The sequence below is a fragment of the Agreia sp. genome (genome assembly GCF_964263775.1).
Taxonomy (GTDB): domain Bacteria; phylum Actinomycetota; class Actinomycetes; order Actinomycetales; family Microbacteriaceae; genus Agreia.
In genome coordinates this window covers 11106-29033 of sequence record NZ_CAXVWM010000076.1, presented here as the reverse complement: position 1 = coordinate 29033, position 17928 = coordinate 11106, and the positions used below count along the sequence as shown (strand labels likewise).

Sequence of the window (17928 nt, the reverse complement as noted above, 5' to 3'; positions counted from 1 at the left end):
TGGTGAGGGCGGCCCCCACGAAGAGGATCGCCGCGTGCCGCTCCAGTTCGGAGCGGCGACGGGCGAACTCATCGGGGGATGCCGCGTGCGCGGCGACGGCGGGCATCCGGTCGCTCAGAGCTGGGGAAGTTTCGCCAGCGCAGCGTCGGCGTTGGCTTCGCTGACTCCCAACTTGTCTACGAGCAGCGTGCGGGCAGCGCTGCTGTCGCCGCGCTTCAGGCTCTGGTACGCGGAGTCGGCCTCGTGGCCGAGGTCGGCCGTGGGGCGCTTCGTGACTCCGAGCTGGTCGGCCAGCGCCTGGGCGGTGGTCACTCCGTATGCACTGCTGATCGATGCGGGCAGGCGATAGCTGCCGAGTGGTCCGAGATCCATGAGATGTCCTTTCGTACGACGACGTGCGTTTCGACGAGTATCGGCGCCGTCACGAGAGCGCGCAAGGGCTTGCGGCGCGGCCGCGCCATTGACGCGCCGTCGTCGAGATCATGCGGCATAGTTCACAGCATGGAGTTCACCGACATCATCGAGATCGTAGGCAAGGTCATCGACGCGGCGGGGGTCGGAGCCATCGTCATCGGGGCGGTCTTCGCCTCGGTCATCGCTCTTTCCCGTCTTCTTCGCAAGCAGGGTGCCGTCTACGTGCCCTACCGTCGGGCGCTGGGGCGCAGCATCCTGCTCGGGCTCGAGCTGCTCGTCGCGGCAGACATCATCCGCACGGTCGCGATCACCCCGACGCTCGACAGCGTGGCCGTGCTCGCGGGAATCGTGCTCATCCGCACGTTCCTCAGCTTCTCGCTTGAGCTCGAGATCTCGGGGCGTTGGCCGTGGCAGAAGAAACAGGATGCCGCTGGCCCGGCCGACCCTACCGCGGATTGACGCAGATCGGGCGCGCTACACCTGCTGACGTGGCTCGTCGGGGTACTCGGCAAACGCGGCGAGCTCTTCGTGCCCGGTGAGAAAGCCGCCGAGGATCGCGGCCATCACCTCGGGGCGCACGCTGTGATTCGCCGCGTCGATCTCGACGCTGCGCGCGTGGGGCAGCGCCTCGGCCAGGGCCGCGGCGACGGGAGGAAAGATCGGCTGGGTCTCGGCTCCCACCAGGGCGATCACGGGCTGGGTGATGGATGCCCACTGCTCGGCCCACGGGGCGTGGTCGGCTTTGTCGAGAACGGCCACGTCGTAGGCGAGGGTGTGTGCGATCGCGAGCATGTCGGGCCACGCCGACGACGACTTGGCTGCCTCGAGCCACTGCGGCGGCATGTGGCGCATGAAGTAGCCGACGACGGCCTCGCGATCGCCTGCCGCCACGAGCTCGGTGATGGTTCGCAGCTCGACACCGTCGTCGCCCTCGCCCTCGAGCGTCAGCGGAACCTCGAAGAGGGCGAGCCGGGTGATGCGCTCGCCGACGCCCGGTGCCGCCGCGGCCCACAGCGCGAGCGCTCCTCCCGACGAGTTGCCGTAGAGCGCCGCGGGCCCGCCCAGCACATCGAGCAACGCGGCGATGTCGTCGACCTCGCGCTCGACCGCGTACTCGGCCGCGTCGCCGCTCTCATCGCGCCCGCGCCGGTCGTAGTTGATGACAGAGAACCCCTGGTCGGCCAGCAGTGTTGCGATGTGCGCCGTCGTGGGGTCGAAGGCCCGGTAGTTCATGGCGCTGCCCACCAGAATGATGGCGATTGCCCCGCTGCCGAGCCGATCGTATGCGATGCGGGTGCCGTCTGCCGATGTCGCGAACTCAGTCATACGACGAAGCATACTCAGAGCGTCGGACGGCTCTCGGCAGGCCAGACGTAGGGCAGGTCGTCGGGCACTCCGGGAAAGAGCGGCTCGTAGAAGACGCGGTCTTTTCGCACCAGGTTCGATTGGTGGCTGAGGTGCAGCGCTTCGTCTCCGAGCCACGGCGGCAGCTCGAGGGTGTGCAGCGGCAGCGAGTCGACCTCGGGGGCGAACTCGAGCACCTGGGGCCGAACTGTGTCTGCGAAACCCCGCGCGAGCCAGGCATCCGTCATGACCAGCGCGTACTTGGCCAGGGCCGGCACATAGCCGCGCCACATCTTCGCGGCCGGATGATTGCGCCAGCCGTAGCCGGGAACTGTCACCGCCCGCAGAACCTGCAGCGCCTCCACGCGTTGCTTGCCGAGCCGCGCCCGGTCGAGAACCGCGGCGCTCTCGCGGAACGAGGCATAGGGAAGAAACGTCTGCATGATGACGCGAGAGTATCGGCGCCCGATGAATTGCCGCAGCCGGTTGACGGGGGCTTTCGATTGCCCATCGCCCCGGCGTAGCGTTTCGAGCATGACACTCATGTGGGAAGAACTCGTCGTCGACTGCGAAGACTTCGTGGCGCAGGGCCACTGGTGGGCGGATGCCCTCGGCTGGCCGATCGTCGATGAAGACGACGAGGGCATCGAACTGAAGAACCCCGATGGCTCCTCCCCGACGTTGTTGTTCCTGAACGTTCCCGAGGGCAAGACCGTGAAGAACCGGCTGCACCTCGACTTTGTGCCCGATGACCAGCATGCCGAGGTGGAACGCCTGCTCGCGATGGGAGCCACCCGGTCGGACGTCGGCCAAGGAGAACAGAGCTGGGTCGTGCTGGCCGACCCCGAGGGCAACGAGTTCTGCGTACTCTCGGCCCGATGACGCTCAGGCCTTCTTGAGCGCCGACTCCATGTGCGCGGCTTTCTTTCCCGATTTCTCGCTCTCGACCAGATACGCGGGATCGTCGCTCGAGGCCGTGAACTTCTGGCCGTCGAACTGAAAATCCTTCGTCTTCTTCTCGACGATCGTGCCGTGGGTCTCTCCCTGCGAGGTGTTCCAGCGCACCTTGTCGCCTGTGGAAAAAGTCATCGTGTCGTCTCCTACTTCTTGAGGGGGTCGTGGCCCCAGTTCATCAGTGAATAGCGCCAGGGCGTGTCAGTCACGTCGCCACTCGGGCGCTGTGCCGAGTGCCGTTTGATGTAGCCCAGCACCTTGCGCATGTGTTCGTAGTCGGCCTTGGTCAGGTCGGACTTCTTCTTCTCGAGGATCGAGAGGATGTGCCGGCCGCTTCGATGGCCGATCGCCTCGCCTCCCACGCTCTGCCCCACGCTGCGCGACTCGTCTGTCGAGAGCCACTTCTCGAGCGCCTTGGGGGTGAGGTTCACCGAGTGGGTGAAGTCCGTCCAGACGTCGGCATTGTCGTCATCTGTGTCGTCGTCTTTGTCGCTCATGCCTTCAGTATCCGCCCCCGGGGCCCGCTGACCTGGGGGGACTGAATAATGCACTCGTTTGTGTGAGCATTCGTTCGCTCGCCGTCGCCCCGCAGCTTGCTTGATACCCCCTAGGGGTATACATTCGAGGCATGAGCAGCACGCACAACCATCTCGAACACATCCATTCCGAGCACGACGAGCACCATCACGGCGGTCATGCGGGCCACGATCACGACGATCACGGCGACCACTCCGGCCACGATCACTCGGCGCACGGGGGCCACGGCGGTCACGCGGCGCACTTCCGCCGCCTGTTCTGGATCATGCTCGTTCTCGCCCTGCCCGTCGTCGCGTTCTCGCCGATGTTCGCCCGGATTCTCGGCTTCGACCTGCCCGACAACGCCGCCGTATCGGCCATCTCCCCCGTGCTCGGCACAGTGATGTTCGTCTGGGGCGGCGCGCCCTTCCTCACCGGCGGACTGAGCGAGATCAGAGCTCGCCAGCCGGGCATGATGCTGCTCATCGCGCTCGCGATCAGCGTGGCCTTCGTCTCGAGTTGGGGCGCAACCCTCGGCCTGCTCGATGACCAGCTCGACTTCTGGTGGGAACTCGCCCTGCTGATCGTCATCATGCTCCTCGGCCACTGGATCGAGATGCGCTCGCTCGCCCAGGCCTCGAGCGCCCTCGACAGCCTCGCCGCGCTGCTTCCCGACGAGGCCGAGCGGGTGGATGCCGACGGCTCGATCGTCTCCGTCAGGCCGGCCGAGCTGCGGCGCGGCGACATCGTGATCGTGCGACCCGGTGCTCGCCTGCCGGCCGACGGCGTGGTCGTCGACGGCACAGCCGACATCGACGAATCGATGATCACGGGAGAATCAGTGCCGGTGTCGCGCGGCGTCGACGAGGCCGTGGTCGCCGGAACGGTCGCGACCGACTCGGCCCTGCGCATCCGGGTCACCGCGACCGGCGACGACACCGCGCTGGCCGGCATTCAGAAGCTGGTGACCGACGCGCAGAACTCGTCGAGCCGCGCACAGCGCATCGCCGACCGCGCCGCAGCCTGGCTCTTCTGGTTCGCCCTCGGCTCGGCCGCGATCACCGCCGTGGTCTGGTCGCTGATGGGCAGCCCCGACGACGCCATCGTGCGCACCATCACCGTGCTCGTGATCGCCTGCCCGCACGCGCTCGGGCTGGCCATCCCCCTCGTCGTCTCGATCGCCACCGAACGCGCGGCGAGGGCCGGCGTGCTCGTCACAGATCGCCTGGCGCTCGAGAGCATGCGCACCGTCGACACCGTGCTCTTCGACAAGACCGGAACCCTCACGACCGGCACGCCCGTGGTCACCCACGTGCTCTCAGCCGACGGCGCGCTCGATGACGACGCCCTGCTGGCGCTGGCCGCATCCGCCGAGGCCGACTCCGAGCATCCGGTCGCCCGCGCGATCGTGGCCGCGGCCACCCGGCGCGGCGTCGCCGTTCGCCGTGCCACGCACTTTCGCGCGTCGACCGCGGTCGGCGTCGAGGCCACGGTCGACGGGCGCTCAGTCAGCGTGGGCGGGCCGCGGCTGCTCGAGCAGTCGGGAGCCATGGCCCTGGATGCGACGCGCGGCTGGTCGACAGACGGCGCGATCGTGCTGCACGTGCTTCTGGATGGCGCCGTGATCGGAGCGATCGGCCTCGCCGACGCCGCGCGCCCCGAATCGAAAGAGGCCGTCGAGGCGCTCGCCGCCCGCGGTGTGCAGGTCGTGATGATCACGGGCGACGCCGAGGCCGTGGCGCATTCGGTGGCCGCGCAGGTCGGCATCGACCGCGTCTACGCGGGCGTACGCCCCGAAGACAAGTCATCAGCCGTGCGCGAGCTGCAGCAGGAGGGACGGAGGGTGGCCATGGTCGGCGACGGCGTGAACGACGCTCCCGCCCTCGCCCAGGCCGACGTCGGCATCGCGATCGGCGCCGGAACCGACGTGGCCATCGCGGCGGCCGGCGTCATTCTGGCCGGCGACGACCCCCGATCGGTGGTGTCGGTGATCGACCTGTCGAAGGCCGGCTACCGCAAGATGACGCAGAACCTGTGGTGGGCGGCCGGCTACAACCTACTGTCGGTGCCGCTCGCGGCCGGGGTGCTCGCGCCCATCGGCTTCGTTCTGCCCATGGAGGTGGGCGCCCTGCTGATGTCGCTGTCGACGATCGTGGTCGCACTCAATGCGCAGTTGCTGCGCCGCATCGACTTGCGCCCGGGGCACTGACGCGAGAACGGCGCAACTAATTCAGGAGGAGAGCGTTGCCGCGTGGATAGTGGCGCCGGCCACGCGCTCCTCCTGCATTGAGTACCGAGCGACCGAGTGGCCCGCGTCGATCGGATGCGCGCACGCCGATTCCGTGCGCGATCACAGCGCGTCGGAGTGCACACTCGTGCGTGTCGAAGTCGCTACGGTCAGGGTATGCAGCCCACCGACGCGGAATCCGCCGTACTATCCGCAATCGACGAGACCGCCCTCGTCGACAGCCTTCGAGAACTCATTCGCGTGCCGAGCATCACGGGCGCCGACGCCGAGACCGAACTGCACGCGCAGCAGGCGACACAGCTCTCGATGCTCGACTTCGACGTCGACCACTGGAAGTTCGACCTCGACGACCTTCGCTCGCACGCCGACTTTCCCGGGTCGGAGGCACCTCGCTCCGAGGCCTACGGCGTCGTCGGAACGATCGGCGGCCACTGCGGCGAGCTTCCCACTCTCGTTCTGCAGGGCCACATCGATGTGGTCCCGACAGGCGACCTGTCGAAGTGGAAGGACAACGACCCCTTCAGCGCAGACATCTACGACGGCGCTGTGCACGGCCGCGGCGCGTGCGACATGAAAGCGGGCGTCGCCGTGAACATGGCGGTCGCGCGGGCGCTCCGCGCATCCGGTGTCGTGCTCGAGAAACCGTTCGCCGTGCACGCCGTCGTCAGCGAAGAAGACGGCGGCCTGGGCGCCTTCGGCACGATGATGCGCGGCCACCGCGGCGAGGCGGCCGTCATCACCGAGCCCACGAGCGGGCGCATCATCACGGCGAACGCCGGAGCCCTGACGTTCGAGCTCCGCGTCGCCGGACGAGCCGCACACGGCAGCACCCGGCTCGAGGGAGTCAGCGCCCTCGACGCCTTTCTGCCGATCTACTCGGCCCTCGGCGAGTTGGAGCGAGAGCGGAACCGCGATCCCCACGTGCTTTTCGCGGGCAGCCCCCTGCCGTATCCCCTGTCGATCGGCCGAGTGACGACGGGCGACTGGGCGAGCAGCGTGCCCGACCTGCTCGTCGCCCAAGGTCGGTTGGGCGTGCAGCTCGACGAGTCACCGGATGCCGCACGCTGGCAATTCGAGGCGGCCGTCGCCCGGGCGTGCAGCCGGGATGCATGGCTGCGCGATCACCCGGCCGAGGTCACCTGGCCCGGTGGTCAGTTCGCGAGCGGCCGAATCCACGACGAGCACGACCTCATCGACGAGGTGTTCGCGGCAGTGTCGGACACCACGGGCCACGGGCCTGCGCGCGCCGGAGCGCCGTATGGAAGCGACCTGCGGTTGTATTCACAACTCGGCCTGATTCCGACACTGCACTACGGACCGGGCGATGTGCGGTTCGCGCACGCGCCGCGCGAACAGGTGCTCATCTCCGAACTGCTCGAGACGGCTCGCGCGCTCGCAGTACTCGCGGTGCGGCGGTGCGACGCGCATCTGTAGCCGCGCGCGCACTGTTCGGGCGTGACGACCGCCTCCTCGGCGCGTGATCCGTGCGTACGACGCACGATGTGCGCACCCGGCGCACGATCCGTGCGTATGGCGCCCACGATCCCCCCATTGGCAACACCGGTTCACCGTGCTTGTCTTGACCCATGCCCGAGATCCCGATGCTCCCCCTCGGCACGGTGCTCTTTCCCTATATGCCGACGTCGCTGCGACTCTTCGAGCAGCGCTACCTCGTGATGCTCGCGACGATGCTCGAGACCGAGCAGCCGCAGTTCGGCGTCGTTCTGATCGAGCGTGGTCAAGAGGTGGGCGGCGGCGAGCACCGCTTTCAGCTCGGAACCCTGGCGCTCATCAGCGAGCTGGCCGGAGGCGAAGGGTTCGTGGCGGTCAACGCCGAGGGAGGATCGCGCTTCGAGGTGACCGGCTGGCTCGACGACGATCCGTATCCGCGTGCCGAGATCCGCTTTCTCGAGCCGCTCGAGTGGGATGAGTCGTTGCGCCCGCTGCGAAACGAGGCCGAACAGGCCGTGCGCCGGGCCCTCGCCGTGGCGAGCGAATTCACCGAGCAGCGCTGGGCATCCGTCGTCGAGCTGTCGAACGACCCCCTCGAGGCCTGTTGGCAACTCGCCGGCATCGCCCCGGTCGGCGAGCTCGACCAGCTCTCGTTTCTCGGCGCGATCTCGATGCACGAACTGCTGGCCGGCGTTCGCGAACGGGCGACGGATGCGGCGGAGTCGTTCGCCTCGGCCTGGTCGGCCGGCCCCGGTGCAGACAGCGCCGACGAGTTTCCGGGCGACGACGTCGAGGAGGGCCCGTGAGTTCGCCGAGATCGTTCGGCGACGACGCGCCGGCACCGTCGACGACTCTCTGGTTCAATGGCGCGGTCGCCTTCGTTCTCGCCGGAATCGTGGCCATCACCCTGCACGAGCTGGCGCGGTTCACGACCGCGATCGGCCTGCAGTCCCGCGCGACTTTCTATCCGAGCTACGTCGAGTTCGACATCACGCAGACCCAGACGCTCATCCTCACCTCGACCGTGGCCACGATCACGAGCCTGGTGACGGGCCTCGCCCTCATCTTCGCGGCGCGCATCTGGGGAGCCGGAATCACCCGACTCTTCGTGACCTGGCTGGGGTTCATCAGCGTGCAGCTCGTCTTCAGCTCGCTGATTCTCGCCCCGCTCACCGGCGCCGGAGACGTGGCGACCCTGCTGTTCTGGTTCGCGGCGCCGCCCCCGCTCTATTGGATCGGGTTCGCGGTCGGTGTCGGAGGAACGGTGCTGCTCGCCCGCCTCTTCGCCACGAGAGTCACCGCCTACGCCGATGGCTCGGTCAGATCGATGCGCTCCCTCGGCATCGGATCGTGGGCCGCCGGAACCGCCGTGCTGGTGTTCGTCTACGCGCTCACCTTTGCCTTCACCATGCGAAGCCACCCCATCGACATGGTGAGCGACACGCTCATCGCTGTCGCGGCAACCGGAATCTTCGCCCCGCTCTTCTTACCGTTCGCGGGCAGGGTGCGCATCGTTCACGAGTTTCTGCGCTTTCGGCGACCGACCGCTGCGCTGCTCTGCCTGATCGCCGCTGGCCTCGTGCTCGTCTTCATGCTGAGCAACGGGGTGCGCTTCTACCCGGCAGGAGCGGTGTCCGTTGCGGAGAGCTCGGCTCGGTGAGTCCACGGGTCGATCAGGCACGACGGGTGGCGCACAACCGTGTCACGGAGAAGACTGAGGTGATGAGCGCAATGACCGACACCCTCACCGATGCCTTCAAGAGAATTCAGCAGACCGTGCACCGAGCCGTAGACGGCGCCCCCGAAAAGGTGCTCACGTTCCGGGCCGACGGCGAGGCGAATACCGTGGCGTGGCTGGTCTGGCACCTCACGCGCGTGCAAGACGGCCACGTCTCCGACCTCGTGGGGGCCGACCAGCTGTGGACCGAGGGTGGCTGGCACGACCGTTTCGGGCTTCCGTTCGACGTCGACGCCACCGGCTACGGGCAGTCCGCCACCGAGGTCGCGGCGGTGAGGGGCGTCTCGCGCGACGACTTGATCGGCTACCACGATGCCGTCTGCGCCCGAACGCTCGACTTCGTGGCGACCCTGGACGACGACGACTTCGCGCGCGTCGTCGACACCTCGTGGGATCCGCCCGTCACCCTCGCAGCGCGGCTCGTCAGTGTGATCTCCGACGATCTGCAGCACGCGGGCCAGGCGTCGTTCGTGCGGGGCGTTGCGGAGCGCTCCGGCGTCTGAACGGAGTCTGGCCCCGGCGTCAGTCCCGGCGACGCTTGCGCAGCGACGTCAGCGCGATGTAGGCGCTGAGCGCGCCGCTCGCGCCCAGCCCGATGCCCATCAGCGGGCCGTTCCACCTGCCGAAGCGCTTGCTGTCACCGACGGCGAGCTCACCGATGCCCCGGATGAACGCGGCCGCGATCACCCCGGCCACGACACGGTTGCCGATCTTCTCGATGCGCGCCACCAGCGGATCGAGCTCGGAGGAGCTCAGGTGCACCTCGATGCCGTTTCGGTCGATCACGTCGAAGACCCTGCGGATCTTGTCGGGCAGCTCGATTCCGAGCTCCGCGGCCTCGAGTCCCGCGGCGGCCAGCCTCTTTGCGATCGCGGCCGGCGAGAACTTCGACAGCGCGAGTTTCGTCGCATACGGCTTGAGCGCATCCCCCAGGCTGAAGGTCGGATCGAGCAGCACCCCCATGCCCTCGACCATCAGCAGCATGCGCAGCAGCATCACGATCGAGGGCTGCAGCTGCACGCGATTGTGCCGCAGAACGGCGAGCAGCCTGTTGATGAGGGCGGCCATGTCGACCTCGCCGAGCCCCTTGCCCCGGTAGATGTCGATGAATCCCACGAGGTCGGCGCGCAGCGACTCGGTATCGATCGACTTTTTCGAGCTCGATAACGCCGTGAGCGCCGAGGCCATGCGGTCGGCATCGTGCCGGCTCAGCGCCATGAACAGGTCGGCGAGCTGACCGCGCAGGACATCGTCGATCTGGCCCACCATGCCGAAGTCGATCAGCCCGATGCGCCCGGTCGGCTCGACGAAGAGGTTGCCGGGGTGCGGGTCGGCGTGAAAGACACCGTCGACGAACACCATCTGCGCCACCGCGTCGACCGCGTGCGTCATGATGCCGGGACGGTCGATGCCGGCGGCGTCGAGACCGGCGAGGTCGTCGATCTTGAGGCCGGTGATGCGCTCGAGTGTCAGCACCCGCGTCGTGCTCGTGTCCCAGAAGACGCGGGGAATATGGATCGTGTCGTCGCCCGCGAAGTTGGCTGCGAAGGTCTCGGCGTTGCGACCCTCGTGCGTGTAGTCGAGTTCTTCGCGCAGCGTTCGGGCGAACTCGTCGGTGATGCCGGTGATGTTGTAGTCGGCCGCGAGCTTCCACTGCCGTGAGGCCCGCACGGCGAGCGCGTGCAGAATCTCGAGGTCGATGGCGATGTTCGTGGCGATGTCTGGGCGCTGCACCTTGACGACCACCTCGGTGCCATCGTGCAGCGTGGCCAGGTGAGCCTGGCCGATCGAGGCGCTGGCGAGCGGCTTGACCTGGAAGCTCGCGAAGACCCGGTCGGGTGAGTCGCCGAGCTCTTCGGCGATGAGGCGCTTGATCACGGCGCCCTTCACTGGCAAAGCACGATCCTGCAGCTTGGCCAGCTCGGTGAGGTAGTCGGGAGGAAGGATGTCGGAGCGCGTCGACAGCAGCTGGCCGAGCTTCACGAACGTGGGGCCGAGCTCTTCGAGCGCGCGCCGGAGGTTTTCGGGGTTGGTGGCGCGCGACTGCTCCTGCGTCGCCGGCTCGAAGCGATCGAGCCCGGTCGCTCGGATGATGAAGCTGAGTCCGTGGCGGCTCAGCACGCTGGCGATCTCGCGGTAGCGCTCGAGCCGTGTTCCGACGGCTTCGGCGATCGGATTAGCCACGTGGTTTCGCCTCAGCCTCGGTCATGCGCCCATTTTGTCACGGGCTCTGCGACTAATTCAGGAGGAGAGCGCGGCCGACGCCACTATCCACGAGGCCACGCGCTCCTCCTGCATGAGTCACCTCACCCGAGAAGCTCACCGACGGCGTCACGGCGACGACGTGGCCATGTGTGCTTTCGAGTTGCCACCACATGCCTCACGATCGACTCGACAAAGGCCCAGTCGAACATCACCATCTCGTACGTTGCCCTGAACACGACGTAGTCCATGCTCACCAGCACGGCATCACGGCGGTGGTCCTCGCGGTACTGGTCCTCCAACCAGTGCCAGCTGTGGCTGTCGGCTCCGTCGCTCGACCTTCTCGAGCAGGCGACGGCACCGACGAGGAAGGCCCTCGAACTGAGCCCGAAGCTCGGGCTCGGTCACGAGACCGAGATTGAGCGCGGAGTCGATCACCGTCAGGGCCATCTCCTCTGTCTGGCATTGCGCCGCGTGCGCCAAGGCACGCGCGGTCGACTGCACCGGTTCATAGATCACCCCGGCCTGTTCGAGAGGATGAATGCACACCCTGTCGCGCTGTCGGGCCAGAGGGCGCGTGCTGCTGTGGGGTGAGCGCAGTCGCGAGGCGTTTCGAGCGACCGCGACGTGGAGCTGTTCATCGGGCGGGGTCCAGATCGAGGTCAGGCTCGTGGCCGACAGCGACGTCAACGAACCCCCGACTCGAACCGCCTGCACCACGGCGGGCGTCGCATCCGATGCCGCGTACCACCCCTGACGAACACGGATCATGCGCCCATCCTCGACCGCGGCTGAAATGTGGCGAATCGACAGGCCCCGGGCTATCAGGTGGCTTCTGTGGGCGACGGGGTAGTTCTGCATGCACACAGAGTGGGCCACGATGCGGGCGCCGGACTCGCCTCTCCTCCACACTGTGGACAAGGATGCGCTGTCACTGATTCAGGAGGAGAGCGCGGCCGACGCCACTATCCACGGGGCCACGCGCTCCTCCTGCAAAAGTCGCGCGCACTACTCTCGAGAGAGCTCCCGCCAGGAGCGCACAACGACCGGCACGCAGCCAGGCAAGGGGAACGAACGCAGATGACACAGCTCTGGACACTTCACGGCGACGGCAAGAACGTCGAAGCGGATGCCGTGGTGAGGCCGGGTGAGCGACTCACCTGGCCTCGCATGATCGGCCTCGGCGGCCAGCACGTGGTCGCGATGTTCGGTGCGACCTTCCTCGTTCCTGTGCTCACGGGCTTCCCACCCGCCACGACGCTGCTCTTCAGCGGCATCGGCACCCTCCTGTTTCTGCTGATCACGAAGAACCGACTGCCGAGCTATCTCGGATCCTCCTTCGCGTTCATCGCCCCGATCACCGCGGCTGTCGCCAGCACGGGCATGGGCGATGCCCTCTTCGGCATCCTCGCCGTGGGTGCACTCCTCGCGCTGGTCGGCGTCGTGGTGCTCGTCACCGGCATCGGCTGGATCAACGCCCTGATGCCTCCCGTCGTCTCGGGCGCGATCGTGGCTCTCATCGGCTTCAACCTGGCACCCGCCGCGAAGAACAACTTTCAACTCGCGCCGCTCACGGCCCTCATCACCCTGGCAGCCGTCATCTTCTCGACCGTGCTGTTCAGGGGCATGCTGGCTCGGCTGTCGATCTTCATGGGCGTCGTCGTCGGCTATGTCGCCGCCGTCATCGCGGGCGAGGTCGACTTCTCGGCCGTCGGCGATGCCGCCTGGATCGGCCTTCCGCAGTTCGCCCTTCCTGCCAACCCCTTCGCGGATTCAGCCGTCTGGGGCGTGCTTCCCGCTTTTCTGCCCGTGGTGCTCGTGCTCGTCGCCGAGAACGTGGGTCACATTCGAGGCGTGGCCCAGATGACCGAGTCGCCCGAGGTGAACGCGCTCACCGGTCGCGCTCTGCTGGCCGACGGCCTCGCAACCGTCCTCGCCGGCTTCGGCGGCGGATCGGGAACCACGACCTACGGCGAGAATATCGGCGTGATGGCTGCGACGCGCATCTACTCCACCGCCGCCTACTGGATCGCCGGCGCCGTCGCCATTCTGCTCGGCCTCTCGCCCAAGGTCGGCGCCGTCATCAACACGATCCCCGCTGGCGTTCTCGGCGGCGTGACCACGGCTCTCTACGGCCTGATCGGAATCATCGGCGTGAAGATCTGGCTCGACAACAGGGTCGACTTCTCGAAGCCCGTCAACCAGTTCACCGCCGCGACCGCGCTGATCATCGGCATCGCCGACTTCACCCTGAACGCCGGTTCGGTCACCTTCAACGGCATCGCCCTCGGCACGGTCGCCGCCATCGTGATCTACCACGCAATGTCTGCGGTGGCTCGGCTGCGAGGCACGGATGGCGGTCGCCGAGCCGCGTGACGATCGAGACGGCCGGTCACGACCCGCGGGACTGTCTGAATAACGGTGTGTGAGGGTCCGGCCTGATCCGAGAGGAGATGGCCGTGGCTGAGCTGGGCTGGCCATGTATTCCTCTGGAGCAAGGTAGGAGCTCGGTTTTGTTTCAGCGCTGGGCGTGGCGTGTAGGTAGGCTCAAACAGTTTTCGCAGTGATGCAAATGCGGAGAGCGGACGCATCCTCCAAGCACGATGTCGGCGGTTCGGTCTACTCTCGCGATGTGATGGTAAAGACGACGAACAGGCCCAAACTCTCCTCCGCTCTTACCGCAGAAGAGTTCTCCAGTTGGTATTGGCTCTCGGAAGAACTCCAGCAGTTCTCGCGTAGAGCGGGCATCTCGGCCAACGGAGTCAAGTCGGTACTTACCGCCCGCGTACGGGCTCACCTCGCTGGGGAACTCTTCAGCGAACCAACCGTGCGGAAACTGCCCGTAAAGCAATTGACCGGCGACCTCGAGGGCGACACTCTGATTCCGGCCGGGCATCGTTGCACTCAACACCTGCGGGCATGGTTTACGGATCAGGTCGGACCTTCGTTTCGTTTTGACAGCGCAATGCGTGACTTCTTCGCTGCGAACACGGGTGACAGCACGCTCGGCGATGCTCTCGAGCATTGGCGGGCAACCAGAACAGACGCACCCCGGCCCATATCAGAGCAATTCGAATACAACCGATTTACGCGAGCCTGGCGCTCGGCCCATCCAGAGAGTGACCGCGAAGAACTATTGGCCGCATGGCGCGACTACCGCGACAAGCCAATGGATCAGAGAAGCCGAGCATAGAGAATACGGGTGTGAGCTGGCCGTTCAACTACGCGGACATCAGCCGACGAGGCGAGTGGTGCCGCACGCTCCTCGTCCGGTTGCGCACTGCATTGACCACTCGGACGGCAGGTCTAGGGGTGTCCATTGTCGGCGGACACCCCTAGCCTGAGGTGATCGGCGGCATTGAAGTCACCGTCATCACAACTACAGTGTCCCGTATCCGCCTCCGACGTGTTCCAAGACAGTTCCGACGTCCACCGCGCCACCGAGCGATCACAGAACGCCGCCACGCATCGATCAACTCCGCAGAGCTAAAGTCGAGATGTGACTCGCACCGACAGGCTCTACGCCCTCGTGGAGGAGTTGCGTGCAGTGTCGCCGCGACCCCGAAGCGCTCGGTGGCTCTCCGACCGGTTCGGCGTCAGCACGCGAACCATCGAGCGAGACTTGTCGGCACTGCAGCAGAGTGGAGTGCCCATCTGGGCGGAATCCGGCCGCAGCGGCGGTTATTGCCTGGATACGGCCCACACCCTCGCGCCCCTCGGGTTCACGGTCGACGAAGTCCTCGCCGTGATGGTCGCCCTGGGCGCATTGGCCACGAGTCCGTTCCGCGCTTCTGCGACGTCGGCTCTGCGCAAGGTCGTCGCCGTCACAGAGAATCGGAGCCTGAGACAGACGGCCGACCTGGCCACCCGCATCCATCTGCTCGGAGACGAGAACGCCAGCGCAGCGCCCGACGATTTGGCCGTCGCCTTGCGGACCGGCCAGGTTCTCGGCATCTGCTACACCGACCGCGACGGCGTTGCGACCGAACGCGACGTCGAACCGATGGGGTTTGTCGGCAAGGGTGACAACTGGTACCTGATTGCCTGGTGCCGGCTTCGCGATGAGCTCCGAGCCTTCCGGAGCGACCGCATAACCCGCACCGAGCTCATGATCGAACGGGCGCCCCGCCGCATGCTCAAAGCAGACGACCTCGGCATCGTCGAGGGGGAACTGCGGACGGTCGGACTGGAGCAGGATCCGCTCTAAACACCGACATGATGTTGTCGCGCGAGTATCCGAAGATGACTATGTCGGGTCGGATGGCCCGGCTGAAAGGAAACCATGGACCTCGCATCAATCCGCATCATCACGCACGACGTCGACCGGCTCGCCCGCTTCTACGAAGCGGTGACGGGAATCGCGGCGACGTGGCCGGCTCCGGTATTCGCCGAATTGCGAACGACCTCGGGCACGGTCGCGATAGCGAGCGCCGAGACGGTCGCCATGCTGGGCGATAACGCCCCGAAGCCGGCCAGCAACGACTCGATCATCATCGAATTTCAGGTCACAGACGTCGACGCCGAATTCGCGCGCCTCCACGAGATGCTCGACGACGTCGTACTTCAGCCGACGACCATGCCGTGGGGCAACAGGTCCACCCTCTTTCGCGATCCCGATAAAAACCTCGTCAACCTCTTCTCGACCCCGACCTCGTAACGTCTACGGCCGCCCACCGCTCACGCCCACGGAAGTGTGAGGAACTGCAGTTCGTCGCCGGCGTCGGCGTCGCTGTTCGCGCAGATCAGAACACCGGATGCGTCGGCCAGGCCGCGCAGCATCGCCGACCCCGTGAACGCACTCGGCCGAGCCAGCCCGTCGACGAGCCGAAACGGGATGAGCCGCGTCTCGCCGCGCCCCGCAGGAACCGCCTGCGCGAGCCGGATGCGGGACGGCTCGGGTGGGCCGGCGCCCGCGAGCGCTCCCAGCAGCGGAGCGGCCAGGGTGAGCAGCCCCATTATCGCCGCAAGGGGGTTTCCTGGGAGCCCGATCAGCAGCCGACCGTCTGCGAATCGAGCCAGCAGGCTGGGCCCGCCCGGCCTCATCGCGACCCCGTCGACCAGAATGCGCGCCCCGAGCTCGGCCAGGGCGCGGCGCAGGTGATCGGCAGATGACGAGCCCGTTCCCCCGGTCGTGATGATCACGTCGTGTGCCGAGGCATCGGCTGAGAGAGCGCGCACGAGCGCGTCATGGTCGTCGCCCACCCGCTCCTGGCGAACGACCTCTGCGCCCAGCATCCCGACGAACGCCGGCAGCTGGGGGCCGAAACTGTCGCGCACCGTGCCGGGGGCCGGGATGCCGTGGGTCACGACCTCGTCGCCCGTGAGCACCAGAGACACCCGGCCGCGCGCACGCACGACGAGCGCGTCGACTCCACACGCGGCGGCGACCGCGATGTGCGCGGGGTTCAGCCGCACGCCCGCCTCGATCGCCACATCGCCCCGACGAAACTCCTCGCCCTGCGGCCGGATGTGCTGGCCGGGCCAGGGCGTGACCGTCGAACGCAGGATCTGGTCGCCGCCTGCCCTCGCATCGGAGTCGACGTCGCCGGCCTCGCTGCGCAACACCGCGTCGAACCCCTCGGGAATGAGCCCCCCGGTCACAATCGCGCGCGCCTCGCTCGACGTCGGCGCCGCGTCGGAATCGGCGTCGGCAGTGGCGTCCGCGTCGGACTCGGTGTCGGCGTTGGCACCGGCAGCAGCAGCAGCAGCAGCGACGCTATCGGCGGCGCCGGCGCTGGCAGAACTACCGCCGGCCAGCACCCAGGGACCGGAACCGCGAACGGCCCAGCCATCCATCGCCGACGACGCGTAGTGCGGAACGTCGCAGAGGGCGATCACGGGCTCGGCGAGCGTGCGTGCGACCGCCGCCGACAGGGAAACGGTCGTCGGAGGCAGCGCGCGCGTGGCGGCGAACGCGAGCTGGCGGGCCTGGGTCCACGAGACGCGATGCCCGCCCGCTTCGGCGCTCATGTGTCGCGGCGGCGGGCGAGCTTCGAGGCGATGTCGGATGCCCGGGCCGTGGCCTGCTCGGCGCTCAACCCGTCGAGCGCCGATGCACGACCGGCCGCGTAGCCCACGAGATAGGTGGTCAGCGGAGCCGCCGGCCTCAGCACCGCATGCGCCGCCACCCCCGCGAGCGCGAGCAGTGCGTCGATGTCGAGGTCGACATCCGCAATGCCGAGCTCGACCGCCAGAGAGTCGCTCCAGCGCTCGAGCGCCTCCATCATGTCTGCCTTCTCCTCCTCCGACCTCGCCCGCTTCTCGGGCTTGCCGGGCTCGGGTTTGGGCTGGTGCACTCCGTCGTCGCTCACGCTCGACTCCTCTGCTCGTCATGCAATTGCGGGTGCTGCGGTTGCTCGATGCCGAAGAAGGCCGCGTCGTTCCACGTATCGACGTCGCGTGTCGACCCCGTGGAGTCAACCAGCTCGATCAGGTCGAGCGACGAGATGAGCGAGCGCATCGAGGCGCCGTCGAGGGTGCCGGATGCGCGAAGGCCCGCGACCGCATCGGCCAGGGCCTGGCGACGGTAGACCGCGGCGAGCGGCTGGCGCATACCCGCGGAGTCCGACATGATCGCGCCCTGTTTCGAAGACACGGAGGCGTCATCACTTATATGCACCACGCCGAGCATCGGCACCACGTCGACGAGCGCAGCCACGGCGCCGGCGATCCCCGGCATATCGCACGCGAGCACGATCACGGCTTCGACCCCGGATGCCTCGTGTTCTGAGAGCGCCCGCATGCCTGCCGCGACGGCTGCCGCCGGCCCACCGAACGGCGGATCTTCGCGGGCGAACAGCACGCGAGCAGTTGAGGCCTGCGCATCCGGCGCCGTGCTCGCAGCCCCGCTCGGGCCGCCGGCCGGGCCGTCGCCCGGGCCGACGACGACCACGCGCCGGGCCCCGGTATCCAGAACGGCGTCGACCGTATTCTGCAGCAACGTCGAGCCGCGCCAGAGCAGCCGCGACTTGGGCACGCCAGAGAGACGGGACGACCTTCCGCCCGCCAGCACGATCGCGTCGAGCAGCATCCGACCAGCCTACGGCCGAGCACCGACACC

General features: G+C 67.4%; 21 protein-coding genes. 11 read left to right on the top strand and 10 right to left on the bottom strand.

The window, feature by feature from the left end:
* Positions 1-114 precede the first annotated feature (114 nt).
* Complete coding sequence (locus tag ACE5CZ_RS06250; RefSeq protein WP_374946473.1) at positions 115-372, bottom strand: hypothetical protein; 258 nt, start codon at positions 370-372, stop codon at positions 115-117.
* Positions 373-501: 129 nt separating this feature from the next.
* Here ACE5CZ_RS06250 and ACE5CZ_RS06245 point away from each other — a divergent pair, with 129 nt between their 5' ends.
* On the top strand, positions 502-873 hold the full coding sequence (locus ACE5CZ_RS06245) for a DUF1622 domain-containing protein (RefSeq protein ID WP_374946472.1): 372 nt from the start codon (positions 502-504) through the stop codon (positions 871-873).
* Positions 874-888: 15 nt separating this feature from the next.
* On the opposite strand, the gene ACE5CZ_RS06240 is transcribed toward ACE5CZ_RS06245, so the two are convergent.
* Positions 889-1740 carry an alpha/beta fold hydrolase gene (locus tag ACE5CZ_RS06240; RefSeq protein ID WP_374946471.1) on the bottom strand — a complete coding sequence of 284 codons (852 nt, stop codon included), beginning with the start codon at positions 1738-1740 and terminating at the stop codon, positions 889-891.
* A gap of 14 nt (positions 1741-1754) precedes the next feature.
* Positions 1755-2201: an MSMEG_6728 family protein gene (locus tag ACE5CZ_RS06235; RefSeq protein ID WP_374946470.1), complete on the bottom strand. Its 447-nt coding sequence runs from the start codon at positions 2199-2201 to the stop codon at positions 1755-1757.
* 91 nt (positions 2202-2292) lie between these two features.
* Between ACE5CZ_RS06235 and ACE5CZ_RS06230 the strand changes: the two genes are divergently transcribed.
* A complete protein-coding gene (locus tag ACE5CZ_RS06230; protein WP_374946469.1) occupies positions 2293-2640 on the top strand; it encodes a VOC family protein in 348 nt (115 codons plus the stop codon).
* A 3-nt stretch (positions 2641-2643) separates the two neighbouring features.
* On the opposite strand, the gene ACE5CZ_RS06225 is transcribed toward ACE5CZ_RS06230, so the two are convergent.
* The gene (locus tag ACE5CZ_RS06225; RefSeq protein ID WP_374946468.1) at positions 2644-2847 is read right to left on the bottom strand and encodes a DUF2945 domain-containing protein; all 204 of its coding nucleotides are present in this window, start codon (positions 2845-2847) and stop codon (positions 2644-2646) included.
* An 11-nt stretch (positions 2848-2858) separates the two neighbouring features.
* Positions 2859-3209: a DUF3140 domain-containing protein gene (locus ACE5CZ_RS06220; protein WP_374946467.1), complete on the bottom strand. Its 351-nt coding sequence runs from the start codon at positions 3207-3209 to the stop codon at positions 2859-2861.
* Between the two features lie 131 nt (positions 3210-3340).
* Between ACE5CZ_RS06220 and ACE5CZ_RS06215 the strand changes: the two genes are divergently transcribed.
* From ACE5CZ_RS06215 to ACE5CZ_RS06195, 5 genes are all read left to right on the top strand, one after another.
* Positions 3341-5437: a heavy metal translocating P-type ATPase gene (locus ACE5CZ_RS06215; RefSeq protein ID WP_374946466.1), complete on the top strand. Its 2097-nt coding sequence runs from the start codon at positions 3341-3343 to the stop codon at positions 5435-5437.
* 195 nt (positions 5438-5632) lie between these two features.
* Entirely contained in the window at positions 5633-6910 is a 1278-nt protein-coding gene (locus ACE5CZ_RS06210; protein WP_374946465.1) for an ArgE/DapE family deacylase, read from the top strand.
* A gap of 152 nt (positions 6911-7062) precedes the next feature.
* Positions 7063-7734 carry an LON peptidase substrate-binding domain-containing protein gene (locus tag ACE5CZ_RS06205; RefSeq protein ID WP_374946464.1) on the top strand — a complete coding sequence of 224 codons (672 nt, stop codon included), beginning with the start codon at positions 7063-7065 and terminating at the stop codon, positions 7732-7734.
* Complete coding sequence (locus ACE5CZ_RS06200) at positions 7731-8588, top strand: hypothetical protein (RefSeq protein WP_374946463.1); 858 nt, start codon at positions 7731-7733, stop codon at positions 8586-8588. The genes ACE5CZ_RS06205 and ACE5CZ_RS06200 overlap by 4 nt, the downstream gene beginning before the upstream one ends.
* A 62-nt stretch (positions 8589-8650) precedes the next feature.
* Positions 8651-9169 carry a DUF664 domain-containing protein gene (locus ACE5CZ_RS06195; RefSeq protein ID WP_374946462.1) on the top strand — a complete coding sequence of 173 codons (519 nt, stop codon included), beginning with the start codon at positions 8651-8653 and terminating at the stop codon, positions 9167-9169.
* 19 nt (positions 9170-9188) lie between these two features.
* On the opposite strand, the gene ACE5CZ_RS06190 is transcribed toward ACE5CZ_RS06195, so the two are convergent.
* Both ACE5CZ_RS06190 and ACE5CZ_RS06185 read right to left on the bottom strand, forming a co-directional pair.
* Positions 9189-10850 carry an ABC1 kinase family protein gene (locus ACE5CZ_RS06190; protein WP_374946461.1) on the bottom strand — a complete coding sequence of 554 codons (1662 nt, stop codon included), beginning with the start codon at positions 10848-10850 and terminating at the stop codon, positions 9189-9191.
* A gap of 285 nt (positions 10851-11135) precedes the next feature.
* Positions 11136-11639: a hypothetical protein gene (locus ACE5CZ_RS06185; RefSeq protein ID WP_374946460.1), complete on the bottom strand. Its 504-nt coding sequence runs from the start codon at positions 11637-11639 to the stop codon at positions 11136-11138.
* A 309-nt stretch (positions 11640-11948) separates the two neighbouring features.
* Here ACE5CZ_RS06185 and ACE5CZ_RS06180 point away from each other — a divergent pair, with 309 nt between their 5' ends.
* The 4 genes from ACE5CZ_RS06180 (at position 11949) to ACE5CZ_RS06165 (ending at position 15525) form a co-directional block, all read left to right on the top strand.
* Positions 11949-13244 carry a uracil-xanthine permease family protein gene (locus tag ACE5CZ_RS06180; protein ID WP_374946459.1) on the top strand — a complete coding sequence of 432 codons (1296 nt, stop codon included), beginning with the start codon at positions 11949-11951 and terminating at the stop codon, positions 13242-13244.
* Between the two features lie 190 nt (positions 13245-13434).
* Complete coding sequence (locus ACE5CZ_RS06175) at positions 13435-14061, top strand: DUF6434 domain-containing protein (protein WP_374946474.1); 627 nt, start codon at positions 13435-13437, stop codon at positions 14059-14061.
* Positions 14062-14367: 306 nt separating this feature from the next.
* Positions 14368-15075 carry a helix-turn-helix transcriptional regulator gene (locus ACE5CZ_RS06170; RefSeq protein WP_374946458.1) on the top strand — a complete coding sequence of 236 codons (708 nt, stop codon included), beginning with the start codon at positions 14368-14370 and terminating at the stop codon, positions 15073-15075.
* 75 nt (positions 15076-15150) lie between these two features.
* Positions 15151-15525, top strand: coding sequence for a VOC family protein (locus ACE5CZ_RS06165; RefSeq protein WP_374946457.1), 375 nt, complete (start codon positions 15151-15153; stop codon positions 15523-15525).
* Positions 15526-15545: 20 nt separating this feature from the next.
* Here the strand turns inward: ACE5CZ_RS06165 and ACE5CZ_RS06160 are convergent, their stop codons facing one another.
* The 3 genes from ACE5CZ_RS06160 to ACE5CZ_RS06150 are packed head-to-tail and all read right to left on the bottom strand — an operon-like array spanning position 15546 to position 17898.
* A complete protein-coding gene (locus tag ACE5CZ_RS06160; RefSeq protein ID WP_374946456.1) occupies positions 15546-16838 on the bottom strand; it encodes a molybdopterin molybdotransferase MoeA in 1293 nt (430 codons plus the stop codon).
* Positions 16835-17179, bottom strand: a complete 345-nt coding sequence (locus ACE5CZ_RS06155) for a DUF6457 domain-containing protein (RefSeq protein ID WP_374946455.1) — start codon at positions 17177-17179, stop codon at positions 16835-16837. The genes ACE5CZ_RS06160 and ACE5CZ_RS06155 overlap by 4 nt, the downstream gene beginning before the upstream one ends.
* Entirely contained in the window at positions 17176-17898 is a 723-nt protein-coding gene (locus ACE5CZ_RS06150) for a molybdenum cofactor guanylyltransferase (RefSeq protein ID WP_374946454.1), read from the bottom strand. Before ACE5CZ_RS06150 ends, ACE5CZ_RS06155 begins: the two co-directional genes overlap by 4 nt.
* Positions 17899-17928 lie beyond the last annotated feature (30 nt).

What these genes read in the sequence shown, in the direction of transcription:
- ACE5CZ_RS06250 (WP_374946473.1), bottom strand. Translation starts at nt 372, where the DNA reads ATGGATCTCGGACCACTCGGCAGCTATCGCCTGCCCGCATCGATCAGC.
- ACE5CZ_RS06245 (WP_374946472.1), top strand. Translation starts at nt 502, where the DNA reads ATGGAGTTCACCGACATCATCGAGATCGTAGGCAAGGTCATCGACGCG.
- ACE5CZ_RS06240 (WP_374946471.1), bottom strand. Translation starts at nt 1,740, where the DNA reads ATGACTGAGTTCGCGACATCGGCAGACGGCACCCGCATCGCATACGAT.
- ACE5CZ_RS06235 (WP_374946470.1), bottom strand. Translation starts at nt 2,201, where the DNA reads ATGCAGACGTTTCTTCCCTATGCCTCGTTCCGCGAGAGCGCCGCGGTT.
- ACE5CZ_RS06230 (WP_374946469.1), top strand. Translation starts at nt 2,293, where the DNA reads ATGACACTCATGTGGGAAGAACTCGTCGTCGACTGCGAAGACTTCGTG.
- ACE5CZ_RS06225 (WP_374946468.1), bottom strand. Translation starts at nt 2,847, where the DNA reads ATGACTTTTTCCACAGGCGACAAGGTGCGCTGGAACACCTCGCAGGGA.
- ACE5CZ_RS06220 (WP_374946467.1), bottom strand. Translation starts at nt 3,209, where the DNA reads ATGAGCGACAAAGACGACGACACAGATGACGACAATGCCGACGTCTGG.
- ACE5CZ_RS06215 (WP_374946466.1), top strand. Translation starts at nt 3,341, where the DNA reads ATGAGCAGCACGCACAACCATCTCGAACACATCCATTCCGAGCACGAC.
- ACE5CZ_RS06210 (WP_374946465.1), top strand. Translation starts at nt 5,633, where the DNA reads ATGCAGCCCACCGACGCGGAATCCGCCGTACTATCCGCAATCGACGAG.
- ACE5CZ_RS06205 (WP_374946464.1), top strand. Translation starts at nt 7,063, where the DNA reads ATGCCCGAGATCCCGATGCTCCCCCTCGGCACGGTGCTCTTTCCCTAT.
- ACE5CZ_RS06195 (WP_374946462.1), top strand. Translation starts at nt 8,651, where the DNA reads ATGAGCGCAATGACCGACACCCTCACCGATGCCTTCAAGAGAATTCAG.
- ACE5CZ_RS06185 (WP_374946460.1), bottom strand. Translation starts at nt 11,639, where the DNA reads ATGATCCGTGTTCGTCAGGGGTGGTACGCGGCATCGGATGCGACGCCC.
- ACE5CZ_RS06180 (WP_374946459.1), top strand. Translation starts at nt 11,949, where the DNA reads ATGACACAGCTCTGGACACTTCACGGCGACGGCAAGAACGTCGAAGCG.
- ACE5CZ_RS06175 (WP_374946474.1), top strand. Translation starts at nt 13,435, where the DNA reads ATGCAAATGCGGAGAGCGGACGCATCCTCCAAGCACGATGTCGGCGGT.
- ACE5CZ_RS06165 (WP_374946457.1), top strand. Translation starts at nt 15,151, where the DNA reads ATGGACCTCGCATCAATCCGCATCATCACGCACGACGTCGACCGGCTC.
- ACE5CZ_RS06160 (WP_374946456.1), bottom strand. Translation starts at nt 16,838, where the DNA reads ATGAGCGCCGAAGCGGGCGGGCATCGCGTCTCGTGGACCCAGGCCCGC.
- ACE5CZ_RS06150 (WP_374946454.1), bottom strand. Translation starts at nt 17,898, where the DNA reads ATGCTGCTCGACGCGATCGTGCTGGCGGGCGGAAGGTCGTCCCGTCTC.